The organism is Rhizobium sp. P44RR-XXIV, assembly GCF_001999485.2.
Taxonomy (GTDB): Bacteria; Pseudomonadota; Alphaproteobacteria; order Rhizobiales; family Rhizobiaceae; genus Rhizobium.
The window spans coordinates 426,178-440,237 of the sequence record NZ_MPVZ02000028.1 but is presented as its reverse complement, the minus strand read 5'-3'; the positions used below and the strand labels follow the sequence as shown (position 1 = coordinate 440,237).

General features: G+C 60.9%; 9 protein-coding genes and 4 pseudogenes. 4 read left to right on the top strand and 9 right to left on the bottom strand.

The annotated features are described in order from the left end of the window. Positions 1 to 42 precede the first annotated feature (42 nt). From BSK43_RS19245 to BSK43_RS19230, 4 genes and pseudogenes are all read right to left on the bottom strand, one after another. Positions 43 to 1,038: a 2OG-Fe(II) oxygenase family protein gene (locus BSK43_RS19245; protein ID WP_077468912.1), complete on the bottom strand. Its 996-nt coding sequence runs from the start codon at positions 1,036 to 1,038 to the stop codon at positions 43 to 45. Positions 1,039 to 1,114: 76 nt separating this feature from the next. Continuing rightward, a pseudogene (locus BSK43_RS19240) lies at positions 1,115 to 2,145 on the bottom strand (ABC transporter ATP-binding protein). Then, positions 2,133 to 3,827 (bottom strand): iron ABC transporter permease, encoded by a 1,695-nt coding sequence (locus BSK43_RS19235; protein ID WP_136687110.1) that lies wholly within the window; start codon positions 3,825 to 3,827, stop codon positions 2,133 to 2,135. Before BSK43_RS19235 ends, BSK43_RS19240 begins: the two are co-directional and overlap by 13 nt. 17 nt (positions 3,828 to 3,844) lie before the next feature. Then, positions 3,845 to 4,824, bottom strand: a pseudogene (locus BSK43_RS19230) (ABC transporter substrate-binding protein). A gap of 173 nt (positions 4,825 to 4,997) precedes the next feature. On the opposite strand from BSK43_RS19230, the gene BSK43_RS19225 reads away from it, so the two are divergent. Next, positions 4,998 to 6,056, top strand: a complete 1,059-nt coding sequence (locus BSK43_RS19225) for an aldo/keto reductase (RefSeq protein WP_077468915.1) — start codon at positions 4,998 to 5,000, stop codon at positions 6,054 to 6,056. Positions 6,057 to 6,076: 20 nt separating this feature from the next. Here the strand turns inward: BSK43_RS19225 and BSK43_RS19220 are convergent. Next, positions 6,077 to 7,305 (bottom strand): annotated as a pseudogene (locus tag BSK43_RS19220) (PLP-dependent aminotransferase family protein). A gap of 158 nt (positions 7,306 to 7,463) precedes the next feature. On the opposite strand from BSK43_RS19220, the gene BSK43_RS19215 reads away from it, so the two are divergent. Next, a complete protein-coding gene (locus tag BSK43_RS19215) occupies positions 7,464 to 8,051 on the top strand; it encodes a class I SAM-dependent methyltransferase (RefSeq protein ID WP_077468917.1) in 588 nt (195 codons plus the stop codon). 52 nt (positions 8,052 to 8,103) lie between these two features. Here the strand turns inward: BSK43_RS19215 and ilvC are convergent, their stop codons facing one another. Beyond that, on the bottom strand, positions 8,104 to 9,123 hold the full coding sequence (gene ilvC, locus BSK43_RS19210; protein ID WP_068398665.1) for a ketol-acid reductoisomerase: 1,020 nt from the start codon (positions 9,121 to 9,123) through the stop codon (positions 8,104 to 8,106). Between the two features lie 43 nt (positions 9,124 to 9,166). Further along, complete coding sequence (locus tag BSK43_RS19205) at positions 9,167 to 9,817, bottom strand: TetR/AcrR family transcriptional regulator C-terminal domain-containing protein (RefSeq protein WP_077469369.1); 651 nt, start codon at positions 9,815 to 9,817, stop codon at positions 9,167 to 9,169. 183 nt (positions 9,818 to 10,000) lie between these two features. Between BSK43_RS19205 and BSK43_RS19200 the strand changes: the two genes are divergently transcribed. After that, positions 10,001 to 10,492, top strand: coding sequence for a hypothetical protein (locus BSK43_RS19200; protein ID WP_136687108.1), 492 nt, complete (start codon positions 10,001 to 10,003; stop codon positions 10,490 to 10,492). A gap of 2 nt (positions 10,493 to 10,494) precedes the next feature. Here the strand turns inward: BSK43_RS19200 and BSK43_RS19195 are convergent, their stop codons facing one another. Next, positions 10,495 to 11,406 (bottom strand): AraC family transcriptional regulator, encoded by a 912-nt coding sequence (locus BSK43_RS19195; protein ID WP_077468918.1) that lies wholly within the window; start codon positions 11,404 to 11,406, stop codon positions 10,495 to 10,497. A gap of 199 nt (positions 11,407 to 11,605) precedes the next feature. On the opposite strand from BSK43_RS19195, the gene BSK43_RS19190 reads away from it, so the two are divergent. Beyond that, entirely contained in the window at positions 11,606 to 12,649 is a 1,044-nt protein-coding gene (locus BSK43_RS19190; protein WP_077468919.1) for an NAD(P)-dependent alcohol dehydrogenase, read from the top strand. Positions 12,650 to 12,703: 54 nt separating this feature from the next. On the opposite strand, the pseudogene BSK43_RS19185 reads toward BSK43_RS19190, so the two are convergent. Then, positions 12,704 to 13,965, bottom strand: a pseudogene (locus BSK43_RS19185) (NAD(P)/FAD-dependent oxidoreductase). Between the last annotated feature and the right edge of the window lie 95 nt (positions 13,966 to 14,060).

The following is a 14,060-nucleotide window of genomic DNA, read 5'->3' as shown; positions in this document are numbered from 1 at the left end:
CAATTTACGAAGAAGACTGTGAGCGGGCCTATCCCGCTCGCATTATCCGGCCTTGGCAGTGACCGTCGATTTGAATTTACCCATGAGATAGGGGCCGGAAAGAACAGGCGCATATTTCGGCTCTTCTCCTAACTTGAGGCACGAAGGCAGGCAGGCGATCTCGGCAAACCAGTTCGGCTGATGGAAGAAGGCGAGCGACTGCCGCCGCTGCATGCCGCCTTCTTCCGGTGGCGGATTGACGACGCGATGCACGGTGGAAACCCAGCGATCATTGGTCCAAAGCGCCATCAGGTCGCCAATGTTGATGACGAAGGCGCCCTCCACCGGCGGCACCGGCGTCCAGTTGCCGTCCGGGGCGATGATCTCCAGCCCCTTGGAGCCCGGTTGCGGCAGCAGGATCGTCAGGCTGCCGTAATCGGTATGGGCGCCAGCACGGAGCTGGCCCGGCTGCGGCGGCACATGCTGCTCGGGATAGTTCAGCGCTCTCAACGCACTGATCGGCGCGTCCACATAGGTATCGAAGAAATGCTCGTCGAGACCGAGCGCCGTCGCAAACACGCGCATGATCCGCGCCGCCAGATCCTCCATCGCTCCGTAATAGGCCTTCCATGCCTCTACGAAGCCTTCAGGCCCCTCCGGCCAGATCGTGGTGGCGTAGCAGAAGCCGAGCGCGTCGGGATCGCTCATATCGGCAGGCACGGCGAGCGGACCGCCATTGAAACTCTCCTTGAGATCGGGCGGCGTGTCGACGTTACGGGATTTCGCCAGGGCTTCGGTGCCGGGCCCAAGGTAACCATAGGGATAGCCGGGATAGAGCGTCTTGGCGCGCTGCTTCACCTCGGCAGGCAGATCGAAGAACGCCCGCGTATTTTTCCAGACGTCGCCAATGACTCCGTCAGCAACGCCGTGATTGGCAATCGCCAGAAAGCCGGTCGAGCGGCATATCCGATCCACCTCCGCGCCAAGCCGCGTCTTCTCGGCAGGATTGGCGGCCTCGAAGGCACCGAGGTCGAAAATCGGGAAGCTTTGATCGGACATACGCGACTCCCATTCGTGACGTCGAGCAAATCAAGCATAGGAGGCGGCTGCGAACAACCGTCTATCCCTCGATCGATCAAAGCCGCCAGGCCGAGCGGACGGCGACAGGATAGAGATCGCCCGCCTTCACAGCCTCGCGGCTATAGGCCCTGAGCATCTGTCCGTCCGGCAGCGACAGGCGTATCGCATAACGCTCACCCTCGTAGAGAACGGAATCGACCCGGCAGGAAATGCCCTCGGCGTCGCCGATCACATTCTCCGGTCGCACGAGAATATCCGCGTGCGGCGAGCCTTCCTCCGGCTCGCACCACAGTTTCTTGAACAAGGACCAATCGAGGAGGCGCGGCCGGCCATCGGGAACGGCAAGCGACAGGATGGCACCCTGCCCCACCAGGCCGCCGACCATCCGCCCTTCGGGCCGCGCATAGATCTCGGCCGGCGGCGCCACCTGCAACAGCCGCCCCTCGGACATGACAGCGACATCGGTCGCGAGCGCCATGGCCTCGCTCTGGTCGTGCGTCACGTAGATCATCGTGGCGCCCGAGCGCTGATGGAATTCGCGGAAAGTCTCCTCCATCTCCTTCTTGAGATGGCGTCGAGATTGGCAAGCGGCTCATCGAGCAGCACGACATCAGGCGATGTCACCAGGCAGCGCGCAAGCGCCACCCGCTGGCGCTGGCCACCGGAGAGATCGGCGGGCCGCCGCTCGGCGTAATCAGCCAAACGCACCGTCGCCAAGGCGTCGCGCACCTTTTCGCGATAGCGCTCGCCGGAGATGCCGCGCACCTTCAGCGGATAGCCGACATTGTCTGCGACGTTCATGTGCGGCCAGAGCGCATAGGACTGGAACACCATCGCCATGTTGCGCCGCTCCGGCGGCAGCATGTTCGCGGCATCGGCCAGTAACCGCTCGCCGAGATGGATGGACCCATCCGTCGGCTGTTCGAAGCCGGCTATCATCCTGAGAACCGTCGTCTTGCCGCAACCGGATGGCCCGAGCAGCGCCAGGAAGCCGCCCTCGCGCACGTCGAGCGACAGCGCATTGACGGCGGCGCGACCGCCCGTGCCGAAATCCTTGCAGAGGTGGTTGAGGATCAGCTTCGCCACGGCACCACTCCCTTCGGTAGGCGCTTGGCCACGATTTCGAGCAACAGCATCATGGTAACGACCATCGCAATGACGATAACGGACATGGCGGAGGCAAGATCGGCGCTGCCGCCATCGTCGAGATTGTAGATGACGACGCCGAGTGTCTGCGTGCCGGCCGACCAGAGCAGCGCCGAAACAGTCAGCTCATTGCAGGCGATGAGGAAGACGAGGATCACCGATGCACCAGCCGCCGGCGCGATCAACGGCACGATGATATCGGCAAGCCGGCGGAAGAAACCGGCGCCCGAAAGGCGGGCGGCCTCTTCCAGCGCCGGGTCAAGCTGCAGGAAGGCACTCATGACCGGCTTGAGGCTGACGGCGAAGTAGGCCGAGAAATAAGCCAGCAGAATGATCCAGATCGTGCCGTAAAGCGTGACGTTGAGGATTGGCAGGGGTGCAGCGAACACGAGGATGAAGCAGACGGCGATGATGATGCCGGGAAGCGCATAGGGTATCTCGATCAGGCCGCCGACGATGCGGCTCAACATATCTTTCCGCCGCGTCAGCGCGTAAGCAGCGAGAACCGTCACCAGCAGGAGACCAAGTGCCGTCATGCCGGCCAGGAACAGCGAATTGGAAAAGGCGGTGCGCGTCACCGTCTGCCGAAACAGGATCTCCGTAAATGCGTTCAGCGATGCCGTCTTGAAGGTGAGCGGCACGCCATACGTCGGCACCAGCGCGCCGGCGACCAGCGCCAGGAAGGGTGCGACCAGCATGAAGAACAGGATCAGGCACAGCCCCGGCACGGCGACATAGCGCCATCGACCGAGCGAAAAGGCCGCTGACGCGCCGGAAAGGCCGATGACCCGATAATCCCGCCCTTTTAGCGCTCTCGCCTGCACCGCGAGGCCGGCAACGGCGATGACGGCGATCATGGTCGAGAGCACGGCGATATCCCCGAAGGTCCGCGGGCCGAAATTGGAGAATTTCGTGAAGATCAGGGTCGAGAGCGTATAGATCGAGGCGGGAATGCCGAGGATTGCCGGAATACCGAAATTGCCGATCGAGGAGACGAAGGCAATGGCGGCGCCGGCGATGACACCAGGTAGCGACAGCGGCAGATGATGGTCTCGGAAGACGCGCAGGCCCGAGGCACCCGACAGCCTTGCCGCCTCGACGCCATCGCGTGGCAGCGCCATCAAGCCGGCCCGAAGCGCCAGATAGACCAGCGGCGCATGCTGCACACCGTAAAGAAGCGCGATGCCGCCGATGGAATAGAGCGGCTGCGGCGAGCCGAGCGGCGGCGCGATATGCAGCGCCTTCAGCAGCGGGCTCGACGGGCCGGACATCTGCACCCAGGCAAGTGCGGTCACCTGCGGCGGGATCATCATCGGCAGCATGAAGAGAAAGCCGAGCGGTCCCCTGCCCGGCATGTCCGTCAAGGTCAAAAGAAACGCAAAGAGGCAGCCGAGCGCCACGGAAATGATCGTGCCGAGCACAGCCGTTTCGATCGTATACCAGGTCGAGCGCCAAAGGGCAGGATCGGTAATGAGTTCATAGGTGCCGCCTCGCAGCAGCGCCTCGATACCAACCATCGCCAACCGCGCCAGCGGCAGGACGCTGAGCAGCAGCACGACGGCAACAACAAAAGGAAACAGCCAGGCCGGCTGGCTGTTTCCCTTACGCACATATCCGTACATTTAATATCCGGGCCGGATCACTTCGACTTGAAGTAGGTGGAGAAGGTCTTCAGGTCCTGATCCGTATTCTTGAGAGCATCGGCGGCATTCAACGGCAAAAGCTTGATGCTGTCACGCGCCGGGAAACCTTCCGGCAGTGGCGTGCCGTTTCGGGCCGGGATATAGCCGAGCTTCAGGAAGCCTTCCTGGCCCTTTTCGGACAGGACATAATCGACGAATTTCTTGGCAGCATCGGCATGCTGTGTGCTGGCGAGGATACCGACCGGCTCGGTCACGGCCGAAACGCCTTCGGTCGGGAAGACGAATTCCAGCGGCGCACCCTTGGCCTTTTCGCGGATCGGCATGTAGTCGACGATCATGCCATAGGCCTTCTCGCCGGAAGCGACGGCCTTGAGCACGGCGCCGTTGCCGCCAGAGGCGATAGCACCGTTGTCGGCGAGGTTCTTGTAGTAGTCCCAGCGAGGCTGCTGACACCGGCAAGCGTCTGCGCATGAATGAGAGCAGCGCCCGAAGCAAGCGGGCTCGGCATGGCGACGAGACCCTTGGCTTCCGGCTTGACCAGATCCTGCCAGCTCGCCGGCTTCAGCGAAGCGGCGGTGTTGTAGACGATGCCGGTCGTGATCAGCTTGGTGGAATAGTAATAGCCATCGGCATCATAGAGCGAGGCGTCGTAGTTGGCGGCTTCCGGCGACTTGTAGGCCAAGAGCTTGCCGGCTTCCTTCAGGCGCTCCAGCGTCACCGTGTCGGCGATCAGGAGAACGTCGGCAGCGGGAGCGCCGGCCTGCATTTCCGCCTGCAACTTGGCGATGATCTGTGGCGTGCCATCGCGAACCCAATCGACCTTGATACCGGGATTGGCGGCCATGAAACCATCGACGGTGGCCTGCGCATCGGCATTCGGCTGGCTGGTGTAGAGGACGAGATCGGCGGCGTTGGCAGCACCGGAGAAAAGCGCAACGGCCAGAAGGCCGGTAAAGGCGGAAACAAAGGTCTTCATGAAATGTCCTCGGCTGGGTTGTAGGAGGGTTGTCTAGACGCGCGCCTTAACATGATTGTGACAGTTGAATTTGAAGAAGATATCGTTGGTATGATGATTAGACCTTGACCGTCCGTCCCCAGCGCTATTTCCTGACACCCGAATTTCAAGATGGGATCCAGGAGGAGAAATCAATGGAATATCGCCTGCTTGGCCGCTCCGGCCTCAAAGTTTCCACCATCACCATGGGCACCATGACCTTCGGCGGCGTTGGCTGGGCCAAGACTGTCGGCGATCTCGGCGTCAAGGACGCCAAGAAGCTTGTCGACATGTGCGTCGATGCCGGCGTCAACCTGCTCGACACGGCAGACGTCTACTCTCAGGGCGCCTCCGAAGAAATCCTCGGCGAGATCATCGGCGGCCCGCGCAAGAACGGTGTGCTTATCGCCACCAAGGCCCGCTTCCCGATGGGTCCCGGCGTCAACGATGCCGGCTCCTCCCGCCAGCATCTGATCCAGGCTTGCGAAGCCAGCCTGAAGCGCCTGAAGACCGATGTCATCGACCTTTACCAGCTGCATGAATGGGACGGCCAGACTCCCTTGGAAGAGACGATGGAAGCGCTCGATACGCTGGTTCACCAGGGCAAGGTTCGCTACATCGGTTGCTCGAATTTTTCCGGCTGGCACATCATGAAGGCGCTCGGCGTCAGCGAACGCGACAAGCGCGAACGCTTCGTCAGCCAGCAGATCCACTACACTTTGGAAGCCCGCGACGCGGAAAACGAGCTGGTGCCAATCAGCATCGACCAGGGCCTCGGCATCCTTGTCTGGAGCCCGATTGCCGGCGGCCTGCTGTCAGGCAAGCACCGCCGCAACCAGGCGACGCCGGAAGGCACGCGCCAGTTCGCCGGCTGGACGGAACCGCCGATCCGCGACGAGAACCGTCTCTGGAACATCGTCGACACTTTGGTGGAAATTGCCGATGGCCGCGGCGTCTCGGCAGCCCAAGTGGCGCTTGCCTGGCTGATCGGCCGCAAGGGCGTCACCTCGGTCATCATCGGCGGCCGCACGAAAGCCCAGTTCAAGGATAATCTCGCCAGCGCCGAGCTGAAGCTGACCGACGAGGAACGCAAGCGGCTCGATGATGTCAGCCTGCCGCCGCTGATGTATCCCTATTGGCACCAACGCAACACCGCCAGCGACCGTCTCAGCGAGGCCGACCTTTCTCTGATCGCTCCGCATCTGGCGAAGTAAATCGAAAACGGCGTGGCGGCTCAGGCCGCCAACGCCCCGATCTCTCCAGCAATCAGTTTGCCGAGCCGCGAAATGCCCTCTTCGATCATCTCATCATTGGCACAGGAGAAGCTGACGCGGAATGTATTGGCGCCAGTGCCGTCGGCAAAAAAGGCTTGACCGGGAACGAAGGCAACCTTGCAGTCTCAGGCGATCTTGCCAGCAGCTTGGCGCCATCCATACCCTTCGGCAGGGTGATCCACACGAACATGCCGCCCTGCGGCTTTGTCCAGCTGACCCCGTCCGGCATGTATTTGGCGAGCGCCGCCAGCATACAGTCGCGACGGTGGCTATAGGTCTTGCGGACCTTGGCAACCTGCGCGTCGAAACCGCGTTCGGCAACCTGATGGATGGCGATCTGGTTGATCGTCGAGGAATGCAGGTCGGCCGCCTGCTTCATCAGCACAAGCTTGCGGATAACAGGCGCATTGGCGACGACGAAGCCGACGCGAAGGCCCGGCGCCAAGGTCTTGGAAAAGCTGCCGCAATAGATCGTGCGCGTATCGTTGATATTGCCCTTGCGGGCGATTTCCAGCGCCAGGATCGGCGGGATCGCTTCGCCATCATAGCGCAGAGACTGATAGGCAGCGTCTTCGATGATAGCGATGTCGAGTTCGTCGCCGAGATCGATGAGTTTCTCGCGGGCAGCCAGATCGACCGTTTCACCAGTCGGATTGGCGAAATCGGCTGAGAGATAGGCAAACTTGACCCTGCCGCCGGCCTTCGTGGCAGCGGCGCTGTAGGAGTCCGGCGTCCGGTTGCCGTTCGGCGTCAGCTGGTCATAGGTCGGCTCATAGGCATTGAATGCCTGCAACGCGCCGAGATAGGTCGGCGCCGTCACCAGTGCCGTATCGTTGGGCGACAGGAAGAGCTTGCCGAGATAATCGAGACCCTGCTGCGAGCCGGAGACGATAAAGACGTTCTCAAGTTCGCAGGGAACGCCGAGGGCCGCCATCTGCCCAACGAGCCATTCGCGCAGCGGCTTGTAGCCTTCGCTGACCGAATATTGCAGCGCCGCGTTGACGGTCGGGCCGGAAAAGATATCGGCATAGGCCTGCTTGAACTCCGCATCCGGAAACAATGCAGGGTCGGGAATGCCACCGGCAAACGAGATGATATCCGGCCGCTCCAGCAGCTTCAGCAACTCGCGGATTTCGGAGGCGCGCATACGGCTGGAACGCGTCGCAAAGATATTTTCCCAATTCAACATGGGGCTTCCTCGTAATTTTTGGTCTTTCCAGCACAAGATCACGCAATAAAAGATAAGTCAACAATGCTGACCTAATTTGTTTTCATTGCCTCTGAGAATCGCAATTTTTCCTGATAGGGATGGGCCTCTGAACCCAGTAGCCGAGACATAAAGAAATCATGAGCACCGACCCGACATCATCGTTCTACGCCGACAATGCCAGCATCTATGCGGCACGCGAACGCAACCTCCCGACAAGCCGGCTCGATGCCTTTCTTGCCGCCCTTCCCGCTGGTGCATCCATCCTGGAACTGGGCTGCGGAGCAGGTCAGGATGCGGCCTACATGCTGTCGCGCGGCTTCGATATCACCCCGACGGATGGTTCGGCGGAACTCGCGGGTGAAGCTGAAAAGCTGATCGGCAGACCCGTCAGGATCATGCGGTTCGAGACGCTCGACGCCAGTGCTGCCTTTGACGGCATATGGGCGGAGGCCAGTCTCCTTCACGTACCGCGATCCGATCTCGCAAACATCATCGACCGGATTCTACGTGCCCTGAAGGACGGCGGCATCTTCCACAGCAGTTTCAAGGCCGGCGATGCAGAAGGGCACGACACGCTCGGCCGCTACTACAACTATCCCTCGGCCGAATGGCTGACGGCTCTCCTCAGCGAAGGCGGATGGAAAGACATAGCGATGACCGAAGCAGATGGCGGCGGCTTCGACGGCAAGCCGACGAAATGGCTTTACGTGACAGCCCGAAAATAGAAAAAGGCCGGAGCAATGCCCCGGCCCTCCGTTCCGGCTCTCGCCGAAAAGCTTAGTTGACGGCCTTGTCGACCAGCTTGTTCTTGCCGATCCAGGGCATCATGCCGCGCAGCTTGGCGCCGACTTCCTCGATCTGGTGGCTGTCGTTCAGGCGGCGGATACCCTTGAAGCGGGCAGCGCCCGAACGGTATTCCTGCATCCAGTCCGAGGTGAACTTGCCGGTCTGAATGTCCTTGAGGACGCGCTTCATTTCAGCCTTGGTTTCGGCGGTGATGATGCGCGGACCGGAGACGTATTCGCCCCATTCAGCGGTGTTGGAGATCGAGTAGTTCATGTTGGCGATGCCGCCTTCATAGATCAGGTCGACGATGAGCTTTACTTCATGCAGGCACTCGAAATAGGCCATTTCCGGTGCGTAACCGGCTTCGACCAGCGTTTCGAAACCAGCGCGGATCAGCTCGACGAGACCGCCGCACAGAACGACCTGTTCGCCGAAGAGGTCGGTTTCGCACTCTTCGCGGAAGTTGGTTTCAATGATGCCCGAACGACCGCCGCCAACGCCGCAAGCGTAGGAGAGAGCGAGTTCAAGCGCATTGCCCGAGGCGTTCTGGTGAACGGCAACGAGGCAGGGAACGCCGCCGCCCTTCTGGTATTCGCCGCGAACCGTGTGGCCCGGGCCCTTCGGAGCGATCATGACGACGTCGACCGAAGCCTTCGGCTCGATGAGGCCGAAGTGAACGTTGAGGCCGTGAGCAAAGGCGATAGCAGCGCCGTCGCGGATGTTCGGAGCGATGTCGGCCTTGTAGATGTCGGCCTGCAATTCGTCCGGGGTTGCCATCATCATCAGGTCGGCCCAGGCAGCTGCTTCGGCAACCGTCATGACCTTGAAGCCATCGGCTTCGGCCTTCTTCACGGTCGGCGAGCCGGCCTTGAGCGCGATCGCAACGTTCTGAGCGCCGCTGTCCTTCAGGTTCAGCGCATGAGCGCGGCCCTGGGAACCGTAGCCGATGACGGCGACCTTCTTCGACTTGATGAGGTTGAGATCGGCATCACGATCGTAATAGACGCGCATTGTTTGTCCTTCCCTTTGCTTGTCTGGGTATAAGTTAGATGTCTCAGACGGTCGCCGCTGCTTCCGCCAAAACCTTTTCCGTACCGTAAAGCCTGAGGAAGGCCGTAACAGCCTTCTCAGCCTGACGACTGGAATCCTTCAAACCGGGCTCGCCGAGCAGCATGCGAACATGCAGATCGGAAACGATGAGCCCGTAAAGCGTGTGATATGCCTCATCGGCATCCGCAAAGCGCAGCAGCCCTGCCCGCTTGCCGGCATCGATCAGGCCACTGGCGCGGCGGTCGATCTGCCGGCGGCCGCGCTCCAGCAAAAGCTTGCCGAGCTTCGAGCCATCGCGGTTCGACTGACCGATAGCCAGACGGTTCAGCGCGAGCGAAACGTCGCCGGCCAAAACTTCCAGCAGGTCGCGCGCGAAAATGACGAGATGGTCGTGCAGGCTGGCCGTATTCAGCCGCTCGCCGTTACGCTCGAAGGTGCGAACCTTGCTTGCCTGATAGGCGATCATTGCCGACAGCAGCCCGTCACGGTCGCCGAACCACTTATAGAGGCTTTCCTTAGAACAATTGGCGGCGCGGGCAACGCCCGAGGTCGTCAGCGCCTTTTCGCCGCCGTCAACGAGCAGACGCAACGCCTGCTCCAGAACGGCGTTCTGGCGCGGCGAAAACTCGCTCGACTGTCCTACTTCGCTCAGCACGATGGCCACTCCCAAATGCGTACCGTACGGTACGGTTCGTGGCGCGTTATGCAGCACCCCGAAGCAGGCGTCAAGCGAAATTCGTTGCTGCACTGCGCCAAAAAATCGGAGCGCGCTTGTCATGGCAGGCACACGACGGCTAGAGCTTGCCGGCATAGATATCTCTTCATCAGGACCTGGGTGATGAACGCCGCATTGACGCACCTTTCCACCATACCTCTTGCCTCCGCACCGGTTCATCTCGGCAAGGGCAAACGAGGAATGCTTGCCCGTGTCATAGGCATATGGTTCGCGACGACCGTGCTTGCGCTGCCAACAGCAGAGGCCTCGGCGGCGAAACCTGCTGCCGGTCCGGCTGGGCACTATTGCGGCAAGCTCCTCTCCGCCGGATCGCTGGTGGATGTCGAAACATCATTACAGGTTGACACGCAGAGCCATATCGCCGGCACCTATCGTTTCCAAGACGATGGCAATACGACGATCGGCGCTCTCTCCGAAATCGGAACGGCGCACGGCAGGAAACGAACCCTGCGCTGGTTCGACAAATATGGAATGGGTTCACTGACGATAAGGTTCGATGCCGAATATGATCGTTTCGAAGGCCTGTGGGGGCCGCAAGACGCCGTTCCGAGCTTCACCTGGAACGGCGGCGATTGCCACGCGCCCATCAGTTAAGCCTATTCGGCAGCGACAGCATTGTTGCGCATCGCCTCGACATCCCTGAGCGGCGGCAGGCCGTAGAGGCGGCTATATTCACGGCTGAATTGCGAAGGGCTCTGATAGCCGACACGATGGCCAGCCGAACCCACATCGAGCTGCTCGACGATCATCAGGCGCCGCGCCTCATGCAGCCGGAGCTGCTTCTGATACTGCATTGGCGACATGGCCGTGACGGCCTTGAAATGATGATGCAGGGAGGAAACGCTCATGCCGATGCGCTCGGCCAGTTCGTCGATGCGCAGAGGCTGTTCGAAATTGCCGCGAAGCCAGGCAATGGCGCGCGCCACCCGGTTGCTCTGGCTTTCCGCCATGGCGACCTGCAGCAGCCGCGGACCGTTCGGGCCGGTCAACAGGCGATAAAGGATCTCCTGCTCGATCAGTGGCGCCATGGCCGGAATATCCTCGGGCCGATCGAGCAACCTGAGAAGCCGCAACGACGCATCGAGCAATTCCGGCGAAGCCGTATTGATCGCGAGGCCACGCAAAGGCTCGGCCGTCACCGCCTGGCTTGGAATGTTGACGCGTGACAGAAGTTCCTTCAGGCGCTCGCTGTCCAGCGCCATGCCGAAACAGAGATACGGCGTGTCACTGCCGACATTGGTCACCTGAGTCGATACGGGCAGATCGAGGGCAGTCAAAATATACTCGCCGACACCGTAGTGGTAGGTATCGGTGCCAACAGTCAGGGTCTTCCGCCCCTGAACGACAATCGCGTAGCAGGGCCGATAAGCCCCGTGCTGCCAAACCGTAGCAGCCGATTGCCGATACAGGTTGAGACCATCGATCGGCGTACGATGTTCCCCCTCTCCTGTGGCGAAACGGGCAATGATGGATGCGAGTTCCTGATTTGGATTGAAAGGCAGTGTCATTCGCAACCAACTGTTTTCGAGTAGATATCAAGGCCTATCTAGGTAACGGAAGTCCGCTGTGAAAGAGCGGCCGCGCATTTAGATTCGCAGGATCGTACATAAAGCTTGCAGGATCGCTCTAACGCTGCGGCCCCTTCCCGATGCATAGTCGGCCATCCCAATTCCACTCCCACCTCCTCCGAAAACAAGGAAGTCTCCCATGCCTATCGCAAAGGGTTATGCCGCCACCGACGCGTCCAAGCCGCTCACGCCGTTCACCTTCGAACGCCGCGAGCCGAATGAGGACGACGTCGTCATCGAGATCAAGTTCTCCGGCATCTGCCATTCCGACATTCACCAGGCCCGCAACGAATGGGGCAATGCAAAATATCCGATGGTACCGGGTCATGAGATCGCCGGCATCGTCAGCGCCGTCGGCTCGAAGGTGAGCAAGTTCAAGGTCGGCGACCGCGTCGGCGTCGGCTGCTTCGTCAATTCCTGCACGACCTGCGCCACTCGCGATCTCGACCTGGAACACTACATGCCGGGCGTCGTCCAGACCTACAACGACTTCGAAGCCGATGGCACGACGCCAACCTATGGCGGCTATTCGGATTCGATCGTCGTCAAGGAAGGCTACGTCCTCTCGATCCCCGAAAATATCCCGCTCGACGCTGCTGCACCGCTGCTCTGCGCCGGCATTACGCTTTACTCGCCGCTGCACCACTGGAAGGCGGGTCCCGGCAAGAAGGTCGCAATCGTTGGCATGGGCGGCCTCGGTCACATGGGCGTCAAGATCGCTCATGCGATGGGTGCCGAAGTCACCGTTCTCAGCCAGTCGCTTTCCAAGAAGGAAGACGGTCTGCGTCTCGGCGCTGACCACTATTATGCCACCAGCGACGCCGAGACCTTCACGACGCTCGCCGGTACCTTCGACCTGCTCATCATGACGGTCGGCATTGCACTCGACTGGAATGCCTATCTTGGCCTCTTGAAGGTCGACGGCAGCATGGTCGTGGTCGGTGCGCCTGAGCATCCGGTCCCGGTCCATGCCTTCTCGCTGATCCCCGGCCGTCGCAGCCTCTCGGGCTCGATGATCGGCTCGATCAAGGAAACCCAGGAAATGCTGGATTTCTGCGGCAAGCACGACATTGCCTCGGAGATCGAGGTGATCAATATCGATCAGGTCAACGAAGCCTATGAGCGCGTGCTGAAGAGCGACGTTCGTTACCGCTTCGTTATCGATATCGCATCGCTGGCATAACCGTCACCGCGTTGTAGCTCATAAGGAAAGGGCAGCCATAATGACTGCCCTTTTTCAATCCTCGCGCATGGTTTCCCTTTGCGTGATCAGTCTGGCGCTGTGCTGCCGGCTGATATAGATCCATAGCCAGCTCCAGGCGACGGCGATGCGCCAGCGGGTGCCGATCAGGAAGTAGATGTGGGCGAGACCCCAGACCCACCAGGCAAGCCAGCCCTTTAATTTGATCCAGCCGAAATCGATGATCGCGGCACTCTTGCCGATCGTCGCGAGGCTGCCCTGATGCTTGTAGCGAAACGGCGCCGGCGCGGCTTGCCGGCCAGCTTCGCCCTGATCACCCTGGCGACATAATCTCCCTGCTGCTTGGCGGCCGGAGCGATCCCCGGCACCGGACTGCCATCCTCGCGCAGGACCAATGCCGTATCGCCGATGATAAAAATATCGTCCTTGCCCGGCGCCCGCAGTTCCTTGTCGACAACGGCGCGACCAGCGCGATCGGCGGGTATGTCAAGCCATTTCGCCGCCGGCGATGCCTCCACACCCGCCGCCCAGACGATGGTGCGGCATGGCACGAAGCTATCGCCGATCACGACCCCCTCCGCGCTGCATGAAGTGACCGGCTTGCCGAAATGGAGCTCGACGCCGAGGACCTCCAGCTCCTTGCGCGCATAGTCGGACAGTTCCTCGGCGAAAGCAGCCAGCACCCGCGGCCCGGCCTCAACGAGAATGATCCTGGCCTTGCGTGTGTCTATATTGCGGAATTCCTTCGGCAGCGTCGTCCTTGCCAGTTCCGAGATGATACCGGCAAGCTCCACCCCTGTAGGACCCGCGCCGACGATTACGAAAGTCAGTAGCGCTTCACGGACAGCCGGCTCGGTTTCCAGCTCCGCCTGTTCGAAGGCCAGAAGGACGCGCCGGCGAATGGTCGTGGCATCTTCCAGCGTCTTCAGGCCAGGTGCTACGGGCTCCCATTCGTCATGGCCGAAATACGCGTGTGTCGCGCCCGTCGCCAGCACCAGTGTATCGTAGTCGATCTTCTGGCCATCCTTCAGAAGCACCTGATGCGCCTCGCTGTCGACGCCAACGACCTCGGCCAGCAGGGTCGTGACTTCGGGCCGATCCCTGAAGAAGCTGCGGATCGGCCAGGCGATCTCCGATGTGGCAAGCAGAGTGGTCGCGACCTGATAGAGAAGCGGCTGGAAAAGATGGTGATTGCGCCGGTCGATCAGCGTGATGCGGACAGGTGCGCCCTTCAGATCATTGGCGAGCTGCAACCCGCCAAAGCCGCCTCCGACAACAACAACGTGATGATCCTGCATGGCGACACCTCATATCTACGGTTACCGCAAAACGTAGAGTTGCGGAGGATGGGCGGCAATCATCTTTTATGCATGGCACCCCTGCGGCTGCCACG